The sequence below is a fragment of the Klebsiella sp. Q2 genome (assembly GCF_009900705.1).
In the GTDB taxonomy this organism is placed as follows: domain Bacteria; phylum Pseudomonadota; class Gammaproteobacteria; order Enterobacterales; family Enterobacteriaceae; genus Klebsiella; species Klebsiella quasipneumoniae.
The window spans coordinates 303,543-325,826 of the sequence record NZ_JAAABE010000006.1 but is presented as its reverse complement, the minus strand read 5'-3'; the positions used below and the strand labels follow the sequence as shown (position 1 = coordinate 325,826).

The following is a 22,284-nucleotide window of genomic DNA, read 5'->3' as shown; positions in this document are numbered from 1 at the left end:
CCGTAAAAGGGGTCACGACTGCCGGGCTTCAATGACCGCTTGCGCACACTGACGCTGGTGGCGTAACAGTCCGGCGAGGCAGCAGGCGGCGATGAGCCCGGCGGCCACCGCTAACAGGTGGAAGGGCAGTCTCCCGCCATGGAACCACAGCCAGCGCGCGCCTTCAATCGATAAGGCGCTGACGCTGAGGATCACGATATTCAGCGAGGCGGAGACCGTGCCTTTCGGCAGGTCGTTGGAAAAGAGGGTAAAGCGGAACAGCGTCGGGAAAATTAGCCCGATGCCGAAGGCGTAGAAGCAGGTGCCGAGCACCGACCACAGCCAGACGTGCGGCCATACCAGATTCCCAACGATCAGGATGGCCAGGCCGAGCATCTGTACCGGCACCGCGCTGAGGACAAAGCGCGGGCGGGTGGGATCTTTTACCCAGCGCGCCACCGACAGGTTGGCGATGATGACGGCGCTGAAGACCGGCACCTGGCTCCAGGCGAACTCGCTGGTGGTCAGCCCGCCGGCGTCCATTAAAATCACCGGCGATACCGCCACCCAGCTCATCAGTGGAATATAGCTCAGCGACAGCGTGGCGGCGCCGAGCAAAAAGATGCGGTTGCGAAAGACGTTGCGAAAATCGCGCAGTACGCCCAGGGGGCTGAACGGCACCTCGCCCCGGCGCACCGTCTCCGGCATGGTCAACAGCAGCCCCAGCCAGGCCACCAGCCCCATGGCGGCGATAATGCCGAACAGCGCTTTCCAGTGGATAAAATGCATCAGCGCCGCGCCGGAGAGCGGGCCGACGATCGGCGCCACCAGCACGACGGAGGTGATCACCGCCATCAGCCTGATCGACCTTTTTTCCTCAAAGGCTTCCTGCACGGTGACGTAGCCGACGGTGGCGATAAAGCAGATGCTGGTGCCCTGCACGAAGCGGGCAATCAGGAACTGGGTCATGGAGGTGGTGAACAGCGTCGCCAGGCAGGCGAGGGTGAAAATGAGCGCGCCGGTGAGCAGTACCGGACGCCGTCCGATTCGGTCAGAGAGCGGCCCCAGCAGCCACTGCAGCGCCATGCCGCCGGCCATATACAGGCTTACCGAGGCTGGAGCCAGCGCCACATCGGCGTTGAAATCCCGCACCACGTGGAGGATCCCCGGCTGGATCAGGTCGGTGGTGAGATAGGCGGAAAAATCATACAGAATGAGCGCCGCCGGGAAGAACAGCGCGGCGGCGTGCCGGGTTAGCCAGTGGGTCATCCGGTGCATTATCTCGCCCTCCCTGTGGAATATTTATCAGCGCTATTGTTCAGATAGTATCATTGCTAACCAATATGCAGATGCAGCAGCGAGGGGATCTGCGAGAGCAGCCACAACAACAGACCGATAGTTCCCCCCACCAGGGTGCCGTTGATGCGGATGAACTGCAGATCTTTACCGATGTTGAGCTCGATCTGCCGCGACATATCGCGGGCGTCCCAGCTCTTCACCGTGTCGCTGATATGTCGAGTGAGGAAGGCGGCGAACTCCGGCGCCACCCGATGCGCCGCCTGCTCCAGGTGTTCGTTGAGCGATTCGCGCAGCGCGTCGTCGCGGAGTAAGGTTTCACCGAACCACTGGCCGGCCTCGGCGATGCGCTGCTTGATACGCGAGTCGTCGCTGCTGATATCGTTTTTTACCCAGCCGCGCAGGTCTCCCCACACTTCGCCAAGATAGCGGTTGAAGGTCTCATCGTTTTTCAGCCAGGCTTTGATGTTATCGGCCTTCTGCGCCAGTTCCGGGTCGGATTTCAGGTTATCGATTAGCTTTTGCGTCGCGCGGTCAAAGGTCTGGCGGATCTGGTGGGTGCGATCGTGGGTGACTTCGTCCAGCAGGGTATTCACGGCGTCGGTGACCATCTCGGCGCTGTGCTCGCCGAGCCACTCGGTGGGTAACAGCCTGGCCTTCAGCGGATGTTCGGTCTCCAGCCAGTGTACGATGCCGCGGGCGATAAAAGCGCGGGAGCTGTCGCGCTGCAGCAGGGCGATCAGCTGATTTATCAGCGAATCCAGCAGCTTTTGATGGCGGTTGTCGCGGGTCAGCCCCTCCAGCATCATGGCGCTGGTCTGCGTCAGGTCGACCTTATCGATCGCCTTATGCACCGCGCGCCGCAGCAGGCGCTGAATGCGGGCGTCATCGGTCAGTTCGAGAAAACCGCTCATCACCTGCAGCAGGTGTTGGCCAACCCGCCGGGCGTTCTCAGGCTGGCTGAACCAGTTGCCGAGCATCAGCGCTGGTTGATAGCGGCGGATCAGCGCCACCAGCGACGGGGTATCGAGGAATTTCTCCTCAACGAAGCGGCCGAGGTTGTCGGCGATGCGATCTTTGTTGCGCGGGATAATCGCGGTATGGCGGGCGACAAAGGGCAGCGGAATACGGCGAAACAGGGCCACCACCGCAAACCAGTCGGCCAGCGCTCCGACCATCGCCGCTTCGGAAATGGCCTTCAGTGCGCTGACCCACGGCGTCGGCGGCAGCAGCAGGGTGGTGATAAATAGCGCGGCGGCGATCAGCAGCAGCGACAGCGCCAGCAGTTTGGCGCGTTTCAGTTCAGCGAGTTTTTCCATAAACTTAAGCATATAACCTGACGGCGAGGTCGTGCAAAAATCGCCAGATAATCCACAGACCGAACATCATCAGGATCGCCCCCGCCGCCCGCTCGACCCGCCAGACGATAGCGCTCAGGCGGCGCTGCACCTGCGGCAGCGCAATCGCGCTCACCAGCAGTAAATCCCAGAAGAACACCACGCTGACCATCCACAGCCCGCTCACCGTTTGCTGCAGCAGGGTGACCGCCGGCCCCAGCAGGGAAGTCATCAGCGCCAGATAAAACAGCGCATTCTTGGGGTTGAGCAGCGATGACCCCAGCCCCAGCAGTAGCTGCTTGCCGAACCCCGGACGCGATGTGCGAACGCTCTCCACCGCCAGCGCCGCGGGACGGCTGCGAATCAGCAGGCTGCCAATCCACAGTAAGTAGCCCGCGCCCAACAGCTCGATGAGTAAAAACAGCAGCGGCGCCTGGCGCAGAAGTCCCCAGCCAACGATGGCCAGAACAATATACAACGCATTGCCGGCGGCGATGCCGAGACACAGTCCGAGGCTGCCGCGGATCCGGTAGCGTACAGCGTAACCGACCAGTAGAAAAAAATCGGGGCCCGGGCTGAGCAGGGCGACAAAGTGGGACAGGGCTAACGCCGGGAAGGCGGCGGGGAAGAGAGTCGATAAGGTATGCATAGTGGCCTCGATAATGGTGCTGAGGCCACCCTACGCCAGGTGGAAAATTACTTATTGTCGGAAATTGATCTGCTGTGCGCATACTGCCGCGGCGTGGCGGCGGTATAGCTGACGAAGGTTTTATGGAAATGGCTCTGATCGGCAAAGCCGGCCTGATAGCAGACGTCGGCGATAGGGTCCCCGGCGCGTAAGCGCGTTTTCGCATATTCGATGCGCGCCATATTGATCAAACTGGCGGGCGTCAGGCCGGTATCCTGTTTCACGGCGCGGATAACGGTCTCTTTACGTAGCGCGCTATCGTGGGCTAGCTTATCCAGCGATGGCGGCGCCGGCAGATCTGTCGCCAGGCGCTGAAACAGCAGGGCGCTGACGTGATGTGGCGCCTGCGGCGCGGCGGCGCACAGCGGCAGCGCATGCAGGAGCTGCGCCACCCGGGCTGGCAGTTGCTCAATGCAGCCGCGGCTCATCAGGGCGACAATCTGCTGGAAGCAGGCAAAGAGAGGGCTGTCGCGCAGCAGCGGCTGCGGCGAAGCCATGCTGACGGTAGGGGGAATATCCGGACGCTGCGCATGGCACCATGCCGCCTCCAGGTACAGCATATGATAGCTGCGCGGCTGGTCACGCAGCGGATTACAGCTATGCGGCGCGTGCGGCGGGATCACGATCAGATCTCCGGGCTGCAGGAGATATTCCTGTCCATTGCACAGGCAGCGCGTTTCACCGTCGATAATCGCCCCCACCGAGAGCTGCGGGTGGCTGTGGCGCTTATAGGCCTGACGGCTGCGCCAGGTGCTGCGCAGCTCCAGCCACGGCAGGCGATCGTCTCGCCAGAAGGTTTGGGGAATATCTCGGGTATGGTTCACCGCATCGACCTTTGCTGAGGGGATAAATCGTTTATAGCATGCTGCGCCGAGGCTGTCGCCCGCCGGGATTTGCGTACCGCGTCGAAAAAGGATGTCGCGCTTGCAGTCCGGGGAAATATGTTTTCGTCGCGGAACGTAAAACTCCGGTTTCCGGGGTGTCAGCGACATTCATGGGAGGTAGAGTCCCTGCAGGATAAGCAGGCAGGGATGAGCCGATGGCAAAGGGCACCACCTCGACGCCGCATGATGCGGTGTTTAAACAGTTTCTCACTCAGGCCGACATCGCGCGTGATTTCCTGGCGATCCATCTACCGCCTGCGCTGCGTCAGCGCTGCGACCTCGATACCTTACAGCTGGAGTCGGCAAGCTTTATCGAGGAGAGCCTGCGGGCCTGGTACTCCGATGTGCTGTGGTCACTCAAAACCGCGTCTGGCGAGGGCTACATTTATGTGGTTATCGAACATCAGAGCTCGCCGGATGCGCAGATGGCCTTCCGCCTGATGCGCTACGCCATCGCCGCGATGCAGCGCCATCTGGATAGCGGTCATACCAGACTGCCGCTGGTGGTGCCGATGTTGTTCTATCACGGAGCGACCACGCCATACCCGTGGTCGCTCAACTGGCTGGACTGCTTTGCCGATCCACCGCTGGCGAGGGAGCTTTATGCCTCGCCCTTTCCGCTGGTGGATATCACGGTGATCCCCGACGATGAGATCGTTCGTCACCGGCGCGTGGCATTACTCGAGCTGATACAGAAGCATATTCGCCAGCGCGATTTAATGGGTATTGTTGAGCAACTGACGACGATTTTACTTAGCGGTGACGCTAATGACAGGCAGATAAAAACGCTGTTTAATTATCTGCTGCACACTGGCAACGCGCGCCGCTTTGGCCGGTTTATCCATAAAGTGGCGCAACGGGTTCCTCAGCACAGGGAGAGATTGATGACCATCGCCGAACGAATACAGGAAGTGGGCCGCAGAAAAGGCAAACGGGAAGGCCGGCAGGAGGGACAGCATGCTGAAGCGCTGCGCATTGCCCAGAGGATGCTGGCCGACGGCATTGCCCGCGAGACGGTGGTGAAAATCACCGGCCTGACCGCCGATGAGGTCGCCGCGCTGGCGCATTGATAACGCCGGGGCGGCCTGACGGTCGCCCCGGTTAGCCATCGTTATGGAATATTCCGGATATACCTAACTTTACCCGCATCGCCAGCCATCTCGACTACCCTTAATATCCTTAACGGCATTTTTGACTGCCTTTATAGCGATAACAAGGAGACATGCGATATGGCCTATCAGACGGTGAATCCTGCGAACAATCAGCTTATTAAAACGTACCCGGCGCACAGCGATGCGGACGTGGAGGCGGCGCTGCGGCAGGCGGATGCGCTCTATCATTCGGCCTGGGCGAAAGGCGATATTGAACCGCGCCTGGCGGTGCTGCATAAGCTGGCGGATCTGATCGACAGCCGGGTGGAAGATCTGGCGAAAATCGCCAGCCAGGAGATGGGGAAACTCATTAAGCAGAGCCGCGGCGAAGTGAAACTGTGCGCGCAAATCGCCCGCTATTACGCCGATAACGCCAAATCGATGCTGGCGCCGGTGAAGTATCCCTCCGAACTGGGTGAAGCCTGGGTTGAGCACCACCCCATTGGCGTCTTACTGGCGGTGGAACCGTGGAACTTCCCCTATTACCAGCTGATGCGCGTCCTGGCGCCAAACCTGGCGGCCGGTAACCCGGTTATCGCCAAACACGCCAGCATCGTACCGCACTGCGCGGAGACCTTTGCCCATCTGGTGCGCGAGGCCGGCGCACCGGAAGGGGCGTGGACCAACCTGTTTATCTCTCAGGATCAGGTGGCGAAGATTATCGCCGACGACCGTGTGCAGGGCGCGGCGCTGACCGGGTCGGAAAAAGCCGGCAGCGTGGTGGCGGCGCAGGCGGCGAAGCATATTAAGAAATCGACCCTGGAACTCGGCGGCAACGATGTGTTTGTGGTGCTCGACGATGCCGACCTCGATCGCGCGGTGAAAATCGGCGTCCAGGCGCGGCTGAATAACGCCGGCCAGGTGTGTACTGCCGCCAAGCGGTTTATCCTGCATGAGAGCATCGCTGAGTCGTTTCTGACGAAATTTAGCGAGGCGTTTCGCCAGGTAAAAATAGGCGATCCGCTGGATGAAAGCACCACGCTGGGGCCGCTCTCCTCTAAAGATGCGCTGGAAACCTTGAGCAAGCAGGTGGACGAGGCGGTCAAAAACGGCGCCACGCTGCATCTGGGCGGCAAAGCGGTGGCGCGGGAAGGCAACTTCTTTGAACCCACTATCCTGACCGGTATCACCCGTGACAACCCGGCGTACTTCGAAGAGTTCTTTGGCCCGGTGGCGCAGATCTATGTGGTGAAAAACGATGAGGAGGCGATTGCGCTTGCCAATGATTCTCACTATGGCCTGGGCGGCGCGGTGTTCAGTCAGGACATCGAACGCGCCAAACGGATGGCATCCGCCATTGAAACCGGGATGGTCTATATCAACTGGCTGACCGATACCGCGCCCGAACTGCCGTTTGGCGGCGTGAAGCGTTCCGGTTATGGCCGGGAGCTCTCCGATCTCGGGATCAAAGAGTTCGTGAACCAGAAGCTGGTGGTGGTGCGCCGCTAGGCCGGCCATAAAAAAACCTGCCATCCGGCAGGTTTTTTTATAATAGATTTATTGCACTTCGACTTTATCCCAGCCGCTTTTGAACATACAGCTGTCGACTAAGGTCTCCCGCTGATATTCATTCGCGTCTTCTACCGTATAACTTGTTTCAACATCCTGTTTCTTTTGCTTTTTGTCCGTTTTTTCTGAACTGGATCCGGTCACCACGTTATCCGGAGGGAGATCGACCAGGGCCTGCGCTTCACATTCGGTGAGCTTTTTATGCATCTCGGCATCGCTTAAACCCGGCTTCACCCAGGTATACTGAGTGCAGCCGGTCAGCAGCAACGCCAGGCTCAGCGCAGAGAGCGCGGCGAGACGTGATTTCATCAGAAGGTAACCCCGCCGCCTACGTAGGCGCCGTCAATCAGGGTGTGGTTTGGGCGGCCCTCTTTGCCGTCAACGCTCACGTGACGGTAACCCACCTTCAGGGTCAATGGACCAACCGGGGACCAGCTCACGCCGCCGTTCGCTTCAACATAGTTTTTCACGCTGTTGTTCAGGCCGTCGGGCGCGACATACCCTTCGCCAAATACGTGGATGCTGTCGGTCAGGGCCACGTTCACCCCGCCGCCGACCGGAAACGCGACGCCGTTATCGCCTTTTTTCGGTCCCAGATAGATAGCTTTCGCGCCAGCGTTGAGCATCACCGGGCCCACTTCCAGATTGTAACCCGCGCCAACGCCGCCGGTCTGGCTACCGTCATCGGTATTCTTCAGCCAGTGGCTTTCGGCATACAGGCCGGAAGAGGATTTACCCATTTCCATATTCAGGTTGGTAAAATTCTTACCTTGTTCAACGGTAAACCCCATTGCCATGGCGGAACCAGAGACCGCGGTCAGGGCAGCAACAATAAGGATGTTAAGCTTTTTCATGGTTTGCTCCTCGTCATTAAATTTGTCTGAGGGCACCTTAACAATCGATGTTTACCTCTGCAAATGTGACTTACGTCGATTTTTTATGCTGGTTTTGTCAGCGGTGTGTTTTGATAATGTTGTAAAGACGTTGGGTTACGGCGAGGTCAATCATGAAATTTGGTCTGTTTAGCAGAGGTTTAATGGGAGAGCTAAACAGAAACTGAACAGGGCGGGCATTAATTATTAAGGATCCTATTCATTTAGTTTCTTATTATTTCCAAAAGTGTTTCTACTGTTACTTATAAAAACGTTGATTTACATTTTTCGACGCGATGACGACGTTTTGTTCCTGTCTTTGACGATGTGCGGTGAGAGAAGGGGGCCTGCGCCTTAGCGCGCAGGCGGGTAGGTTAGCGTCGTAACCCGGCAAACGCCGCGCGAATTTCCTCTTCCGGCAACTGAATGCCGATAAACACCAGCGTGGTATGCGGCGTTTCATCGCCCCACGGGCGATCCCAGTCGGCGCTGTAGAGGCGCTGCACGCCCTGGAACAGCAGCCGATTCGGCTCGCCGTCGATCCACAGCATCCCTTTATAGCGCATCAATTGATCGGCGAAGGAGAGCAGCAGGTTTTCCATTACCCGTGATACCTCGCTGATATCCACCGGGTAATCCATCTCAACCACGATTGATGACACGTCGTTTTGCTTCTCGGCCATAAAGTGGAAACGCGGTGTGCTGTTAACGACCTTCTCTTCCAGCATAAAGCCGCTGGTGTTAAACAGCTGGCTTAGATCGATATCGCCATGAATGACGGTATAAATCGGCGCCCGGGCATTGATGCGCGCCAGGCGTTCGCGCAGCTTTTCGGTATCGCCGGCAACATCAGTTTTGGTCAGCAATATGCGGTCCGCGTAGCCCACCTGCGACTGGGCAATGGTGAACTGATCCATCTGCTGGTCGGCATGGACCGCATCCACCAGGGCGATCACGCCATCCAGCAGATAGCGCTCGCAAAGCACCTCATGGGAGAAAAAGGTCTGGATAATCGGCCCCGGGTCGGCCATGCCGGTGCACTCAATCACCAGCCGGTCAAACTCGATTTCGCCGCGATCGCGGCTGTCGAGGAGATCGAGCAGGGCGTCTTCCAGTTCGTTGGAGCGCGTACAGCAGATGCAGCCGTTGGTCAGGGTTTTGATCTGCGTGGCGCGGTCGCCGATCAGCTGATCGTCAACGGAGACTTCGCCAAATTCATTTTCAATCACGGCGATTTTGAAACCGTGCTGCTCATTCAGGATATGGCGCAGGAGGGTGGTTTTTCCTGCGCCGAGAAAACCGGTGAGTAGGGTGACTGCAATCGGTGCCATTATTGCCTCCATTAACAGCAGCGGACGCCGCCTTTGCCGTCGCCGCCGTAGCGGGCCTGCTGGCGTTCGCGGAAGAATTCTTCATAAGTCATGTACGGCTGATCCGGATGGTTGGTTTGCATATGGGCGACGTAGTTGTCGTAATCCGGAATGCCAATCAGCATTTTCGCCGCCTGACCGAGATATTTTTTAGCCTGACCTAAGTTACCAAACATTGTAAGTTCCAGATAACGAATAAAGCCGGATGGCGACTCGCGCCTTATCCGGCCTACGTTAATGCGCTTGTTTGTAGGCCGGATAAACGTAGCGCTATCCGGCATCAGAGTTAATGATGTGACGAGGTCTTCACACCGCCTTCCGGTACCGGCACGTACGGGGTCTCTTTGTCGGTGCGCACCTTATTGTTGCGCACGTTGAGCCAGGTTTTGATGCCGTAGAAGATGATGCTGTACACCACCACCAGGAACAGGATACTCAGCCCGGCGTTGGTGTAGTTGTTGACCACGATATGATTCATGTTGGCAATCTGCTGCGCGGTCAGCTCGCCGCCGGCGGCGATCTTCTCTTTATACTGCTGAGCCATAAAGAAGAAGCCTTCCATCTGCGGGTTGGTGCTGAACAGCTTCAGGCCCAGCGCCCAGGTGGTGCACAGCAGCAGCCACGCAGCCGGGATCACGGTGACCCAAATATATTTGGTGCGCTGCATTTTGACCAGCACCACGGTGCCAAGCACCAGCGCCACGGCGGCCAGCATCTGGTTAGAGATACCGAACAGCGGCCACAAGCTCTTCACGCCGCCCAGCGGGTCGACCACGCCCTGATACAGCAGGTAGCCCCACAGCCCGACGCAGCCCGCGGTACCGATAATCCCGGCGACCAGCGAGTCGGTTTTTTTCAGGAACGGCACGAAGTTACCCAGCAGATCCTGCAGCATAAAGCGGCCTGCGCGGGTACCGGCATCCAGCGCGGTGAGGATAAACAGCGCTTCAAACAGGATACCAAAGTGGTACCAGAAGCCCATATCCGCCATCGGGATGATTTTATGGAACACGTGGGCGATACCGACGGCCAGCGTCGGCGCGCCGCCGGCGCGGTTCAGTACCGAAGGTTCGCCGATATCTTTCGCCGTCTGCAGGATCTGCTCAGGTGAAATCACGAAGCCCCAGGAGCTGACGGTCGCCGCCGCGTGGACGGTCACTTCTTTCAGCTGCGCGGCGATCATCGCCGCGTTTTCACCGCCCATTTCGTGCAGGTTCGGCATGACGATGCCAAGGCCCGCCGGCGGGGTGTTCATCGCGAAGTAGAGACCCGGTTCGATAATCGATGCCGCGACCAGCGCCATGATGGCCACGAAAGATTCCATCAGCATCGCGCCATAGCCGATAAAGCGGGCATCGGTTTCGTTGGCCAGCAGCTTCGGCGTGGTGCCGGAGGCGATCAGCGCGTGGAAGCCGGAGACCGCGCCGCAGGCGATAGTGATAAACAGGAACGGGAACAGGGCACCTTTCCACAGCGGGCCGGTGCCATCAATGTACTGGGTCACTGCCGGCATTTTCAGGTCCGGGTTGAGGATAACGATCCCCAGCGCCAGGCCGACGATAACGCCGATTTTCAGGAAAGTAGCCAGATAGTCACGCGGCGCCAGAATCAGCCATACCGGCAGCAGGGCGGAGATAAACGCGTAGCCAATCAGGGTAAAGGTGATGGTGGTGTCTTTAAAGGTCAGCGCCGGGCCCCAGTAGGGGTCGTGAGCAATAATGCCGCCGAACCAGATGGAGGCCACCAGCAGCACGATACCGATAACCGACACTTCACCCACGCGGCCCGGGCGCAGGAAGCGCATGTAGATACCCATGAACAGGGCGATAGGCACCGTCGAGCAGACGGTAAAGACGCCCCACGGGCTCTCCGCCAGCGCTTTCACTACGATCAGCGCCAGTACCGCGAGGATGATGATCATAATCAGGAAGCAGCCAAACAGGGCGATAGAGCCCGGAACCGGCCCCATCTCCTGCTTGATCATCTCGCCCAGCGAGGCGCCGTTACGCCGCGAGGAGATAAACAGCACCATAAAGTCCTGTACTGCCCCCGCCAGCACCACGCCGGCCAGCAGCCAGAGGGTGCCAGGCAGATAGCCCATCTGCGCGGCAAGCACCGGGCCCACCAGAGGGCCGGCGCCGGCGATCGCGGCGAAGTGGTGGCCAAACAGCACGTAGCGGTTGGTCGGCACATAGTTCAGGCCATCGTTATTAATGACCGCCGGCGTCGAGCGCGTCGGGTCAAGCTTCATCACCTTCTGCGCGATATACAGGCTGTAATACCGGTAGGCGACGAGGTATACGGAAACCGACGCCACGACGATCCACAGGGCACTGACGTGCTCACCGCGGCGCAGGGCGACGACTGAGAGGCAAAATGCCCCGATGATTCCGAGAATCACCCAGGGTATGTGCTTGAGTAGTTTTTTGGTATCCATAGTAAAACCTGGCGTTAATTAGATGAATAATTGGCCGAAGCCGTCTGGTTTTAAGTAAGGGTTAATGGAGGTATTGATTAGCTAGGCTGGCTTCGATCTTGCCAGAACTACGCGCGCGTAAAGTTGGGTAAATCGGTGAGTGGTTGTATAGGGGGTTAAGCGGTTACTGGAGGGGGTAAGCGGTTGGCTACGAAGTGAACAGGGCTGGATTATGTGATTGTGATCACAGGAGATTGTGGCCTGCGACTCTGTTGGTTAACGCTCCTCCCCAACCGGGGAGGAGCAGGCGAGGCCATTACACCGCGACTTCCATGTCCATCATCACCGGGTGGAAACGGCGTTTAAAGTAAATCAGGCCGTGGCCTTGCGGGCTCAGGGTAATATTGCGGATCTCCACCAGATATACCAGGTGGGTACCGATGGTTTGCACCTGGCTAATCTCGCCTTCGAGACTGGCCAGCGAGCCCTTCAGCACCGGCTGCCCGAGCGCGCCGTGCTGCCAGCCGCTGAGGGCAAACCGCTCTTCCATCGTCACCCCGGTCATCCCGGCGAAATGACGGGCCACGATTTCCTGTTCGTGGTTCAGCACGTTGATGCACAACTTGCCGTTGCCCTGAAACACCGGGTTCATCGCGCTGTTGGCGTTGATACACACCATCACCGATGGCGGCGTATCCGTCACCGAGCACACCGCCGTGGCGGTAATCCCGCAGCGGCCGGCTTCGCCTGCGGTAGTGACCACATTCACCGCCGCCGACAGGCTGGCCATGGCATCGCGAAAACGCAGGCGTTGTTCATCTAATTGCATTATGACCTCCCGCTGCGAATTACTTCAGCAGCTTATCCAACATGTTGATATCAGCGTTATTGTGCAGATGCGGCACCGTCCAGCCGTTCTGGTCGTACTCGGACAGGCAGCGGTCGACCATCGCCATCATCTTGTCCATATTGCCGGAGCTCTGCGCCTGGCGCAGACACTGCAGGCGAATCTCATCCTGGCTACCGGAGTAGTTGATTTCATACAGCTCGTGGCGGCCGCCGAATTCGCTGCCGATGGCGTCCCACATCAGTTTGAGGATCTTGATGCGTTCAACGTGATCCATACCGTTGGAGCCGCGCACGTACTTCGCCAGATACTGGTCGATCTGCGGGTTGTTCAGATCGCGGGCGCTGGACGGCAGATAAATCAGGCCGCTGGTGACGTTGCGCTCGATGATGTTTTTGATCTTGGCGTAGGCCATCGGGGCCATCACGCGATAGGTCTGCAGCGCGGCGTGATCCGGCAGCCATGCGCCGTTGACCCACGGCGTCGCTTCCGAGCACATGGAATCGCTTAACGCCCAGAACATGTTGCGCCACGCCACAACTTCGCCAAGGTCGGCCTGCACACCGCGGAATTCGAGGGTACCGGTACATTCCAGAGAACGCTTCAGCAGGGCGGTGATAAAGTCCAGTTTCACCGCCAGGCGCACGCAGGCCTGCAGCGGATACATGCGGGCGAAACCGCCCTCCATGGTCCAGCGACGGCAGCGGTCAAAGTCGCGGTAAATCAGCACGTTCTCCCAGGGGATCAGCACTTTATCCATGACCAAAATCGCGTCGTTCTCGTCGAAACGGCTGGAGAGCGGATAGTCGTACGGGGACCCGGTCGCGCCGGCGACCATCTCATAGGAGGCGCGGGAGATAAGCTTCACCCCTTCGGCATCCATCGGCGCGACGAACATCAGCGCGAAGTCCGGGTTCTCGCCCATCACCTGTGCGGAGCCGAAGCCGATCATGTTGTAGTGGGTCAGCGCCGAGTTGGTGGCGACTACTTTCGCGCCGCTGACGATGATCCCGGCATCGGTCTCTTTTTCCAGCTTGATGTAGACATCCTTCACTTCATCAGCCGGCTTGTGGCGGTCGATCGGCGGGTTGACGATCGCATGGTTAAAGTACAGGCCGGTTTCCTGAATGCGGGTGTACCAGTTGCGGGCGTTCTGCTCGAACTGGCCGTAAAACGCCGGGTTGGCGCCCAGCGCGCAGCCGAAGGCGGCTTTGTAGTCCGGGGTGCGGCCCATCCAGCCGTAGCTTAAGCGTGACCACTCGGCGATGGCGTCGCGCTGCTGGCGCAGATCGTCGGCGCTTTTCGCCACGCGGAAGAATTTATGGGTGTAGCCGCCGCTGCCGGTATCGGTGCCCCAGCACAGGGAATCCTGCATCTCCGGTTTGTGCAGCGCATCGTACAGTTGCGCGACAGAAGCCGCGGCGTTACGGAAGGCCGGGTGGGTGGTGACATCCTTCACGCGCTCGCCGTAGATATAAATTTCGCGGCCATCCTGCAGGCTTTTTAAATATTCTTCGCCAGTTAACGGGCGTTTCGCGTCGGCGCGGAAATCTTCAGGTTTCATAGGGGCCTCTTCAGTATTTATCGGAAAATAATGTTAAATATATGTTTTGTTTTTGTTGTTTAATTGAAGCGGTTATTGCGCTTGTCGTGAAGGGACGTTTGCGACAACGACGGGTACTTTTCAGGCGGGAGTGAATTTTGTGATCTCTGCAGCTTTTGCCGGCTGGCGCGGCGCTGACCCGACCTGTGGGCCATCGTCCGGCAGGCGCAGCGCCAGCGGGGACTTACGATACCGGTACTTTTTGCGCCCGGTAGCTGCTGGGCGAGCAGCCGACCTGGCGGCTAAAAAAGCGCGCAAAATAAGCGGGATCTTTAAACCCCAGCTGCCAGGCTATCTCATTAACCGCGCTATCGGAAAACAACAGCAGCCGCTTCGCCTCGCGTAGCTGGCGGTCGAATATCAGCCGCTTCGGCGAACGGTTGGCAAAGCGGCGACAGATATCGGTCAGCCGCGATTCGGTCAGGTGTAGCTCCCTGGCGTAATCCGGTACCGTCCAGTGCTGATGGTAGTGGCTGTCGATCATCTGGTTAAAGCGCTGGAATAGCTTCAGCTCGCCGCGCATGCCGCTGGCAGCGTGATCGTCGAGCTTTGCGTTACGCAATAGCAGGGTAAAGACCGCCTGCGCCAGCAGCGCCAGGGTATGCTCGCGCCCCGGCAACTGGGCGGTAGATTCCCGGCGAATCAGCTGCCAGTAGTGCGCCAGCGCCGCCAGCTCGTCGGGTTTATCCGCCAGCGACAGGCAGATCCCCGGCAGGCCGAAGGTCTCCCGCGTGCCGGGATAAAGCACCTCCAGCAGCGGCCAGATGAGTTCTTCGTGCACCGTCAACACGTGACCATCGCTATCGGACTCGGTAATAAAGGCGTGCGGCACCGAAGGCGGCGTTATCACAAACAGCGGCGCCTGCACCGAGTAGCGATGGTCATCAAGCTGCAGCTCAATCTGCCCGGTATCAAGAAAGTGCATCTGAAAATAGCGGTCGTGGCGATGCGCCTGCATGTCGCGGCCAAAAAAGGCCGCCATACGGGCAAACGACTGATAGTGCACCTCTTCGGTACCCAGGCTCTCGTCGTAATCTTTATTGATGTCGATGTTGGCGATGGAATGCTGACACATACCCGCTCCTTAGTGGCCTTTTTGCGCCGCTAAGCCCGGCGCGGCGGCGGCGTCCTCACGCTGGCTCATTGGAATGCGGGTGAGCACTAGCGCGCCGACGATCAGCAGCCCGGCGACAAACCACAGCCCGGAGCTAAAGCTGCCGGTGGTATCGCGCAAAATGCCGATCAACAGCGGGCTGACGGCAGAGCCGACGTTGCCGATGGCGTTGATCACCGCCAGCGCCACCGCGCGCGACTGCAGGCTGATCACCCGATCCGGGGTGGTCCAGAAAATGGCCATCGCGGTAAAGGATCCCACCGAAGCCATAATAATGCCGATCAGCTGGATCAGGCTGTGGTGCGTTGCCGAAGCCAGCAGCCAACCCGCCGCGGCGAACAGGTAGGGCAGGATGGTATGCATCTTGCGCTCTTTGCGCCGGTCGGAGCGGCGACTCCACCAGATCATGCCGAAAATGGTGCAGAACTGCGGGATCGCCGCCAGCAGGCCAATCATGATGTTGCTACTGCCGGTGTTGAAGCTCTGCAGGATCTGCGGCGTCCAGATATTAATGGCGCTGAGGGTATTGGTCAGGCAGAAGTAGGCCAGGGTATACATCAGCACCGCTGGCGTCAGGACTTCGCGCAGCGTGGAACGCGGCGAAGCCGGGACGATCGCCGCATGTTCCCGTTCGCGATCGATCATCGCCTTCAGCGCCTGTTTCTCTTCGTTATCCAGCCAGTTGGCTTTATCCGGCGTGTCGTTGAGGAAGAACCAGGTGACGACGCCAAGCACCACCGATGGCAGGCCTTCCAGCAGAAACAGCCACTGCCAGCCCTTCAGGTTCCACAGGCCGTCGAGCGCCAGAATATAGCCGGAAAGTATCGAGCCGAGCATCATCGTCACCGGCATGGCGATCATAAACAGGGCGTTGGCGCGGGCGCGATGGTAGGCCGGGAACCACCAGGTCAGATAGACGAGGATCCCTGGTAGGAAACCAGCCTCGGCGATGCCGACCAGCATGCGCAGGATGTACAGCGTATGCGGGCTGGTGGCGAACATGGTACAGGTCGAGGCGATCCCCCAGACCACCATGATCCCGGCGATCCAACGGCGCGCGCCAACTTTCGCCAGCATGATATTGCTGGGGATCCCGCACAGCACGTAGGTGACGTAGAACAGCGTCGCCGCCAGGCCGAACATGGTGGAGGTCAGACCGAGGTCTTTGCCCATCGTCAGGCCGGCGAAGCCGATGTTAATGCGGTCCAAAAATGAGAAAACAAAGAGAACGAACAGGAAGGTGATCAGGCGGCGGAACAGCTTTTTGATCACCCGGTTTTCTACTTCAACGGATTTATTATCATTGTGTTGCAGGGTAGAGGTAGTCATGTTGCGCTCCACATTATCCGTTCAATAGACGGATTTATTGTTATCGGTTGTGGTCGTTGCGGTGTGGGTAAACCGGGCCGCCAGCGCTTCTGCGCCGCGGGCCAGCAGGGTGGTATCGACGCCGACGGCGACGAACAGCGCGCCCAGTTCGAGATAGCGCTTCGCCAGCTGTTCATTGGCCATCAGGATCCCCGGCGCTTTACCGGCCTGACGGATTTGCTGGATGGCATCTTCAATGGCGGCCTGTACTTCCGGGTGCTGCGGATTGCCGCCGTGACCCATATCGGCGCTGAGGTCCGCCGGGCCGATAAACACCCCGTCCACCCCGTCGACATCGAGGATCTGCGGCAGATTTTTCAGCGCTTCACGGGTCTCAATCTGTACCAGGACGCACATGGCGTCGTTGGCCTGGTGGAGATAATCCGGCACGCGGTTCCAGCGTGAGGCGCGGGCCAGCGCGCTGCCGACGCCGCGCATGCCGGCGGGCGGGTAGCGAGTGGCTCTGACCGCCAGCCGCGCTTCGTCGGCGTTCTGCACCATCGGCACCAGCAGGGTTTGCGCGCCGATATCCAATAGCTGTTTGATCTGCACCGGGTCGTTCCACGATGGGCGGACTACCGGCTGGCTAGGGTAGGGCGCGATGGCCTGAAGCTGGGTTAGCACCGTTTGTACATTGTTGGGCGCATGTTCGCCGTCGATCAGCAGCCAGTCGAAGCCGGCGCCGGCCAGCAGTTCGGCGCTGTAGCTACTGCACAGCCCAAGCCACAGGCCGATTTGCGGACGCCCGGCCTTGAGCGCCGCTTTAAAAGCGTTGTTCATGTTGCTCTCCTCAGACAAAGCGGCAGCTGATGGCGCCCATATTGCCGTAGTCGACATGGAAGGTATCGCCCTTGCGTGCCGGTACCGGACGGGTAAAGGAGCCGCCGAGAATAATCTGCCCGGCTTCGAGCTGAACATCGTACGGCGCCAGCTTGTTGGCCAGCCAGGCCACGCCGTTGGCCGGGTGATTGAGCACCCCGGCGGCGACGCCGGTCTCCTCAATCACGCCGTTGCGGTACAGCAGGGCGGAGATCCAGCGCAGATCCAGCTCGTCGGGTTTAATCGGGCGGCCGCCGAGGATCACCCCGGCGTTGGCGGCGTTATCGGAAATGGTGTCGAACACTTTGCGCGGGCGCTGGGTTTCCGGATCGATGTTGTGGCAGCGGGCGTCAATAAGCTCCAGCGCCGGAATAACGAAGTCGGTGGCGTTGTAGACATCAAACAGCGTGCAGTTCGGGCCGCGCAGCGGTTTGGCCAGCACGAAGGCCAGCTCGACTTCGATACGCGGAACGATAAAGCGGTCGGTGGGGATATCGCTGCCGTCGTGGAAGAACATATCGTCAAGCAGCGCGCCGTAGTCCGGCTCGCTGATCTGCGAGCTGGCCTGCATGGCTTTTGAGGTCAGACCGATCTTGTGGCCTTTGAGTACGCGGCCTTCGGCGATCTTCATCTCGACCCACTCGCGCTGGACGGCGTAAGCGTCCTCAATGGTGATCGACGGATAATCCAGCGAGATCGCGCGGATCTGTTCACGCTGTTTTTCGGCCTGATTCAGCCGCTGGGCAATCAGGGTTCGGGTCTGTTTATCGAGCATAGTGATTCCTGTGGCATTGTATTGCCGGATGGCGCTTCGCTTATCCGGCCTACAAATTCATGGCCGTTGTAGGCCCGGTAAGCGCAGCGCCACCGGGCAATTTGCACATTATTTAAATAACGCGTGCACGTTGTTCTGTTTGTAGTTCAGCGTCGGGTCGAGCTCTTCCATGGCGAACGACAGCGCCAGGTAGCGACTCTCCATCAGCGCGGCAAAGTGGGATTTGATCAGCGCGAACAGCATATCTCCCACGTCCTGACGGCTCTCCAGGCTGCGCCCGGAGCCGATCTTCAGCGTCATATGGACAAAGGCGTAATCCTGCTTGCCGTCGGCCATCTGCCAGGTATCGAGCCAGTGGGCGCGGCTGCGGATCCCGCCGATCGGAAAGATGCCGGTGGCGGCCAGCACCTCGTTGACTTTGGCGAACAGCCCGGGCAGATCGGCCTGCTCGCGGATGTTGTCGGTACATTCGGCGATAAAATGCGGCATAGGGCCCCCTTACGCCTGCGCCGGCAGCGGGAACACGGCGTTAACTTGGCCGGTACCGGAGCTGGCGAACAGCTCGGTGATAAACTCCACCTTGCCGTCATATTTATCCCAGCCCAGCAGGCCGAGCAGCATCACCGTGTCGTGCATGTTGCCTTCGCCGTAGCAGTAATCGGCGTACTCCGGCAGCATGGTGCAGAACTCTTTAAATTTGCCCTCGCGCCACAGCTTCACCACCCGCTCATCCATCTGATGATCGAACTCGCGGGTGTAGCTGTTCATCCCCTCTTCGGCGCGTTGATCGTCGATAAAGCGGTGCGACAGCGAGCCGCTGGCCAGCACCGCCACGGTGCCGTCATATTTCTCAATGGCTTTGAGGATCGCTTCGCCCAGCCTGCGGCTGTCGGCAAAGTCGTGAACGGTACAGAAGGCGGAAATAGACACCACCTTGAAGTGCTTATCGCTGTTCATGTAGCGCATCGGCACCAGGGTGCCGTACTCCAGCTTCAGGCTCGGAATATTGTGCGCTTTGGCGCGTACCCCGAGCTTCACCGCCTCGTCGGCGATGAGCTGGCCCAGCTCCGGGTTGCCGTCGTAGTCGTAGGTCATGTCGCGAATAAAATGCGGCAGTTCGTTACTGGTGTAGACGCCCTGGAAATGGTCGGCGCAGTTGATGTGGTAGGCGCTGTTGACCAGCCAATGGGTGTCGAACACGATGATGGTATCGACGCCCATTTCGCGGCAGCGCTTGCCAATTTCTTTATGTCCGTCGATAGCGCCCTGGCGGCAGCCGTGGTTTTTCCCGGGCAGCTCAGACAGATACATCGACGGCACGTGAGTGATTTTTGCTGCTAACGCTAACTTACCCATATCAGACTCCCCATTTCGGGATCGGATGGTCGCCCATCGAGATGCAGACGTTTTTCATTTCGGCGAATACTTCAAAGCTGTACTCGCCGCCTTCGCGGCCGGTGCCGGAGGCCTTCACGCCGCCGAACGGCTGACGCAGGTCGCGCACGTTCTGGGTGTTGACGAACACCATCCCGGCTTCAATACCGCGCGCCAGACGCAGCACTTTGCTGACGTCCTGGGTCCAGATATACGACGCCAGGCCGTATTCCACATCGTTAGCCAGGCGCAGCCCTTCCGCTTCGTCTTTGAACGGCAGCAGGCAGGCGACCGGGCCAAAAATCTCTTCCTGCGCGACGCGCATGCGGTTGTCGACATCCGCCAGCACCGTCGGGCGCAGGAAGTTGCCGGCTTTCAGATGCGCCGGCAGGTCGGACGGCTTATCCGCGCCGCCGGCCAGCAGGGTGGCCCCCTCTTCGATGCCGAGGCGAATGTAACCGGACACTTTCTCCCAGTGCTGTTGGCTAATCAGCGCGCCGACCTGGGTATTCGGATCGGTCGGATCGCCCACGCGCAGGCGGTTGGCGCGCTCGGCGAAGCGCTTGACGAACTCCGGATAAATACTCTGCTGAATAAAGATGCGCGAGCCGGCGGTGCAGCGTTCGCCGTTGATCGAGAAGATGGTGAACAGCGCGGCGTCGAGCGCGCGCTCGATATCGGCATCTTCAAAAATCAGCACCGGCGATTTGCCGCCCAGCTCCATGGAGTACTTTTTCAGCCCGGCGTTTTTCATGATGTTGCGCCCGGTGGCGGTGCCGCCGGTGAAGGAGACGGCGCGCACATCATGATGGCGCACCAGCGCGTCGCCGGCGGTGGCGCCATAGCCCTGCACCACGTTGAGCACGCCAGCCGGGATCCCGGCCTCCAGCGCCAGCTCGCCCAGACGATCGGCGGTCAGCGGAGATAGCTCGGACATTTTCAGCACTGCGGTATTGCCTAAGGCCAGGCACGGCGCCACCTTCCAGGTGGCGGTCATAAACGGCACGTTCCACGGCGACACCAGCGCGCAGACGCCAACCGGCTGCACGAGGGTGTAGTTGAGCATCTTGTCGTCGACCGGATAGGTCTTGCCGTTCATCTGCTGGCACACTTCGGCGAAAAATTCGAAATTGTGTGAGGCGCGCGGGATCAGCACGTTTTTGGTCTGGTGGATAGGCAGGCCGGTATCGGCAGTTTCCATCGCCGCGATCTCCGGGACGTTCTGATCGATCAGATCCCCCAGGCGGCGCATCAGGCGCGCGCGCTCTTTCATCGGCAGGTTAGCCCACTTCGGGAAGGCCGCTTTCGCCGCCGCTACCGCCTGATGGACTTCACTTTCACCGCCGGCGGCGACTTCAGCCAGTACCTCGCCGGTGGCCGGGTTGGTGGTATGAAAATAGTCTGCGCCGGCAACGTTTTTACCGTTGATCCAATGGTTAATTTTTTTCATGACAGTGTCTCCTCATACGCTTGCTGGCTGATGATATGGTTGACCAGGCGGCCCACGCCCTCGACTTCAACGATCACCTCGTCGCCCGGCACCACGTCGGACAGCCCCTTCGGCGTGCCGGTGGCGATCATGTCGCCCGGTTGCAGGGTCATAAATTCGCTTAAGTAAGCGATGAGGAACGGGATGCTGAAGATCAGATCGGCGGTGGTGCCCTGCTGGCGCAGCTCGCCGTTGACCCAGGTGCGCAGCGCCAGATTATGCGGATCCGGGATCGCCTCTTTGCCGACGATCCACGGGCCGATCGGCGTCAGGGTGTCGCGGCTTTTCACCCGCAGGTTCGGCCGATAGTAGTTTTCCAGATAGTCGCGGATCGCGTAGTCGTTGCACACGGTATAGCCGGCGACATAGTCCATGGCCTCGGCTTCGCTGACGCGGCGCGCGGTTTTACCGATCACCACCACCAGTTCGGCTTCGTAGTGCATGTATTCGACGTTATCCGGGCGTACCGACTGCTGCTGGTGGCCAGTAAAGGTGTTTGGCGCTTTGATGAACACCAACGGCTCGGTTGGCGGCTTAAACTCCAGCTCGCTGGCGTGGTCGGCGTAATTCAGCCCCAGCGCGAACAGCGTGCCGTCGGCGGGCGGCAGCCAACGGAATTCACCTCCTTTTAATACCGTGCCATCGTCCAGGCGCACCTGGTCGCGTTCATCGACCAGCACGTCGCGTACCTGTCCCTGCCATTCAATGCGTGCCTGTTTCATGCCAGCTCTCCTTCTGCGACAACCGGGTTTTCCAGCGTCGGGAAACCGTCGGCGAGGATACGTACCCGGTCGCCGGGGCGCAGCGTGACGCGGGAGTGGGGCGTACCGATGAGGATCGCGTCGCCGGGATTGAGGGTGGCGAACTCGCTCAAGGCGCTCAGCAGCTGCGCGGCGTTACGCTGCAGATCGCCGGTATGCCAGCTGTCCGCTTCGCGGCCGTTGATTTCGGTGATGATGGTCAGGTTATCGACGTTGCGCACCGGCGACAGCGCGCCGACGGGGCAGAAGCCATCGCGGCACTTGGCCTTGATCGCCGGGCGATAAAAACTCTCTTCCGGCAGGCTGACGTCGTTAGCCAGCGCGTAGCCGGCGATATAGTTCGCCGCCTCTTCTTCCGCCACCTTGCGCGCGGTTTTGCCGACAATCAGCGCCACGGTGGCGCCGCTTTGCACGGTTTCACCCGGCGGATAGGGGATCGCCTCGCCATCGCCAATCACGGTATTGCGCGGCTTGATAAACCAGACCGAGGTTTTCGGCGGCGTCTTGTAGGGGGCCTGTTGAAACGCCTCGCGCCAGGCGTCGAGCTGGCTGCGATGATTGAGCGCAACGGCGAAGATGGTACCTTTCATTCACCACTCCTCTGGGACTGATTTCGGTTCAAAGGGATTTCG

At 59.5% G+C, this 22,284-nt stretch carries 21 protein-coding genes and 1 pseudogene; 2 read left to right on the top strand and 20 right to left on the bottom strand.

Features of this window, described 5'->3' with window-relative positions:
- Positions 1–12: 12 nt before the first annotated feature.
- From mdtM to GT756_RS22080, 4 genes are read right to left on the bottom strand one after another with little or no spacing between them, the layout of a single operon-like run.
- Positions 13–1,260: a multidrug efflux MFS transporter MdtM gene (mdtM, locus tag GT756_RS22095; RefSeq protein ID WP_167878480.1), complete on the bottom strand. Its 1,248-nt coding sequence runs from the start codon at positions 1,258–1,260 to the stop codon at positions 13–15.
- Positions 1,261–1,313: 53 nt separating this feature from the next.
- Positions 1,314–2,606: a DUF445 domain-containing protein gene (locus GT756_RS22090; RefSeq protein WP_023319661.1), complete on the bottom strand. Its 1,293-nt coding sequence runs from the start codon at positions 2,604–2,606 to the stop codon at positions 1,314–1,316.
- Positions 2,599–3,261, bottom strand: coding sequence for a LysE family translocator (locus GT756_RS22085; protein ID WP_049092928.1), 663 nt, complete (start codon positions 3,259–3,261; stop codon positions 2,599–2,601). The genes GT756_RS22090 and GT756_RS22085 overlap by 8 nt, the downstream gene beginning before the upstream one ends.
- Before the next feature lie 47 nt (positions 3,262–3,308).
- A complete protein-coding gene (locus GT756_RS22080; RefSeq protein ID WP_146412493.1) occupies positions 3,309–4,124 on the bottom strand; it encodes an AraC family transcriptional regulator in 816 nt (271 codons plus the stop codon).
- A gap of 215 nt (positions 4,125–4,339) precedes the next feature.
- Between GT756_RS22080 and GT756_RS22075 the strand changes: the two genes are divergently transcribed.
- Entirely contained in the window at positions 4,340–5,254 is a 915-nt protein-coding gene (locus GT756_RS22075) for an Rpn family recombination-promoting nuclease/putative transposase (protein ID WP_043522348.1), read from the top strand.
- A gap of 159 nt (positions 5,255–5,413) precedes the next feature.
- Entirely contained in the window at positions 5,414–6,784 is a 1,371-nt protein-coding gene (locus GT756_RS22070; RefSeq protein WP_101839052.1) for an NAD-dependent succinate-semialdehyde dehydrogenase, read from the top strand.
- Positions 6,785–6,832: 48 nt separating this feature from the next.
- Here the strand turns inward: GT756_RS22070 and GT756_RS22065 are convergent, their stop codons facing one another.
- From GT756_RS22065 to GT756_RS21990, 16 genes and pseudogenes are all read right to left on the bottom strand, one after another.
- Positions 6,833–7,153, bottom strand: coding sequence for a hypothetical protein (locus GT756_RS22065; RefSeq protein WP_004204165.1), 321 nt, complete (start codon positions 7,151–7,153; stop codon positions 6,833–6,835).
- Positions 7,153–7,698: a YfaZ family outer membrane protein gene (locus GT756_RS22060; RefSeq protein WP_004204167.1), complete on the bottom strand. Its 546-nt coding sequence runs from the start codon at positions 7,696–7,698 to the stop codon at positions 7,153–7,155. Before GT756_RS22060 ends, GT756_RS22065 begins: the two co-directional genes overlap by 1 nt.
- A gap of 392 nt (positions 7,699–8,090) precedes the next feature.
- A complete protein-coding gene (yjiA, locus tag GT756_RS22055) occupies positions 8,091–9,047 on the bottom strand; it encodes a GTPase (protein WP_094334268.1) in 957 nt (318 codons plus the stop codon).
- Between the two features lie 11 nt (positions 9,048–9,058).
- Positions 9,059–9,262: a YbdD/YjiX family protein gene (locus GT756_RS22050; protein WP_004204171.1), complete on the bottom strand. Its 204-nt coding sequence runs from the start codon at positions 9,260–9,262 to the stop codon at positions 9,059–9,061.
- Between the two features lie 110 nt (positions 9,263–9,372).
- Positions 9,373–11,523, bottom strand: a complete 2,151-nt coding sequence (locus tag GT756_RS22045) for a carbon starvation CstA family protein (RefSeq protein WP_004204173.1) — start codon at positions 11,521–11,523, stop codon at positions 9,373–9,375.
- Positions 11,524–11,818: 295 nt separating this feature from the next.
- Positions 11,819–12,331 carry a 4-hydroxyphenylacetate 3-monooxygenase reductase subunit gene (locus tag GT756_RS22040; protein WP_064189454.1) on the bottom strand — a complete coding sequence of 171 codons (513 nt, stop codon included), beginning with the start codon at positions 12,329–12,331 and terminating at the stop codon, positions 11,819–11,821.
- Between the two features lie 19 nt (positions 12,332–12,350).
- Positions 12,351–13,913 (bottom strand): 4-hydroxyphenylacetate 3-monooxygenase, oxygenase component, encoded by a 1,563-nt coding sequence (hpaB, locus tag GT756_RS22035; RefSeq protein WP_002887473.1) that lies wholly within the window; start codon positions 13,911–13,913, stop codon positions 12,351–12,353.
- 223 nt (positions 13,914–14,136) lie between these two features.
- Positions 14,137–15,027, bottom strand: coding sequence for a 4-hydroxyphenylacetate catabolism regulatory protein HpaA (hpaA, locus tag GT756_RS22030; protein WP_004204176.1), 891 nt, complete (start codon positions 15,025–15,027; stop codon positions 14,137–14,139).
- 9 nt (positions 15,028–15,036) lie between these two features.
- Positions 15,037–16,395, bottom strand: coding sequence for a 4-hydroxyphenylacetate permease (gene hpaX / locus GT756_RS22025; RefSeq protein WP_004204177.1), 1,359 nt, complete (start codon positions 16,393–16,395; stop codon positions 15,037–15,039).
- A 21-nt stretch (positions 16,396–16,416) separates the two neighbouring features.
- The gene (gene hpaI / locus GT756_RS22020; RefSeq protein ID WP_017899125.1) at positions 16,417–17,214 is read right to left on the bottom strand and encodes a 4-hydroxy-2-oxoheptanedioate aldolase; all 798 of its coding nucleotides are present in this window, start codon (positions 17,212–17,214) and stop codon (positions 16,417–16,419) included.
- Positions 17,215–17,224: 10 nt separating this feature from the next.
- Positions 17,225–18,028: a 2-oxo-hept-4-ene-1,7-dioate hydratase gene (hpaH, locus tag GT756_RS22015; RefSeq protein WP_004204180.1), complete on the bottom strand. Its 804-nt coding sequence runs from the start codon at positions 18,026–18,028 to the stop codon at positions 17,225–17,227.
- A gap of 108 nt (positions 18,029–18,136) precedes the next feature.
- On the bottom strand, positions 18,137–18,517 hold the full coding sequence (locus GT756_RS22010) for a 5-carboxymethyl-2-hydroxymuconate Delta-isomerase (RefSeq protein WP_160125065.1): 381 nt from the start codon (positions 18,515–18,517) through the stop codon (positions 18,137–18,139).
- A gap of 9 nt (positions 18,518–18,526) precedes the next feature.
- On the bottom strand, positions 18,527–19,384 hold the full coding sequence (gene hpaD / locus GT756_RS22005) for a 3,4-dihydroxyphenylacetate 2,3-dioxygenase (RefSeq protein WP_002887492.1): 858 nt from the start codon (positions 19,382–19,384) through the stop codon (positions 18,527–18,529).
- Position 19,385: 1 nt separating this feature from the next.
- Positions 19,386–20,852, bottom strand: a complete 1,467-nt coding sequence (hpaE, locus tag GT756_RS22000) for a 5-carboxymethyl-2-hydroxymuconate semialdehyde dehydrogenase (RefSeq protein ID WP_064178547.1) — start codon at positions 20,850–20,852, stop codon at positions 19,386–19,388.
- Entirely contained in the window at positions 20,849–21,613 is a 765-nt protein-coding gene (locus GT756_RS21995; protein ID WP_004204184.1) for a fumarylacetoacetate hydrolase family protein, read from the bottom strand. The genes hpaE and GT756_RS21995 overlap by 4 nt, the downstream gene beginning before the upstream one ends.
- A 17-nt stretch (positions 21,614–21,630) precedes the next feature.
- A pseudogene (locus GT756_RS21990) lies at positions 21,631–22,242 on the bottom strand (fumarylacetoacetate hydrolase family protein); the annotation flags it as partial.
- Positions 22,243–22,284: the final 42 nt, after the last annotated feature.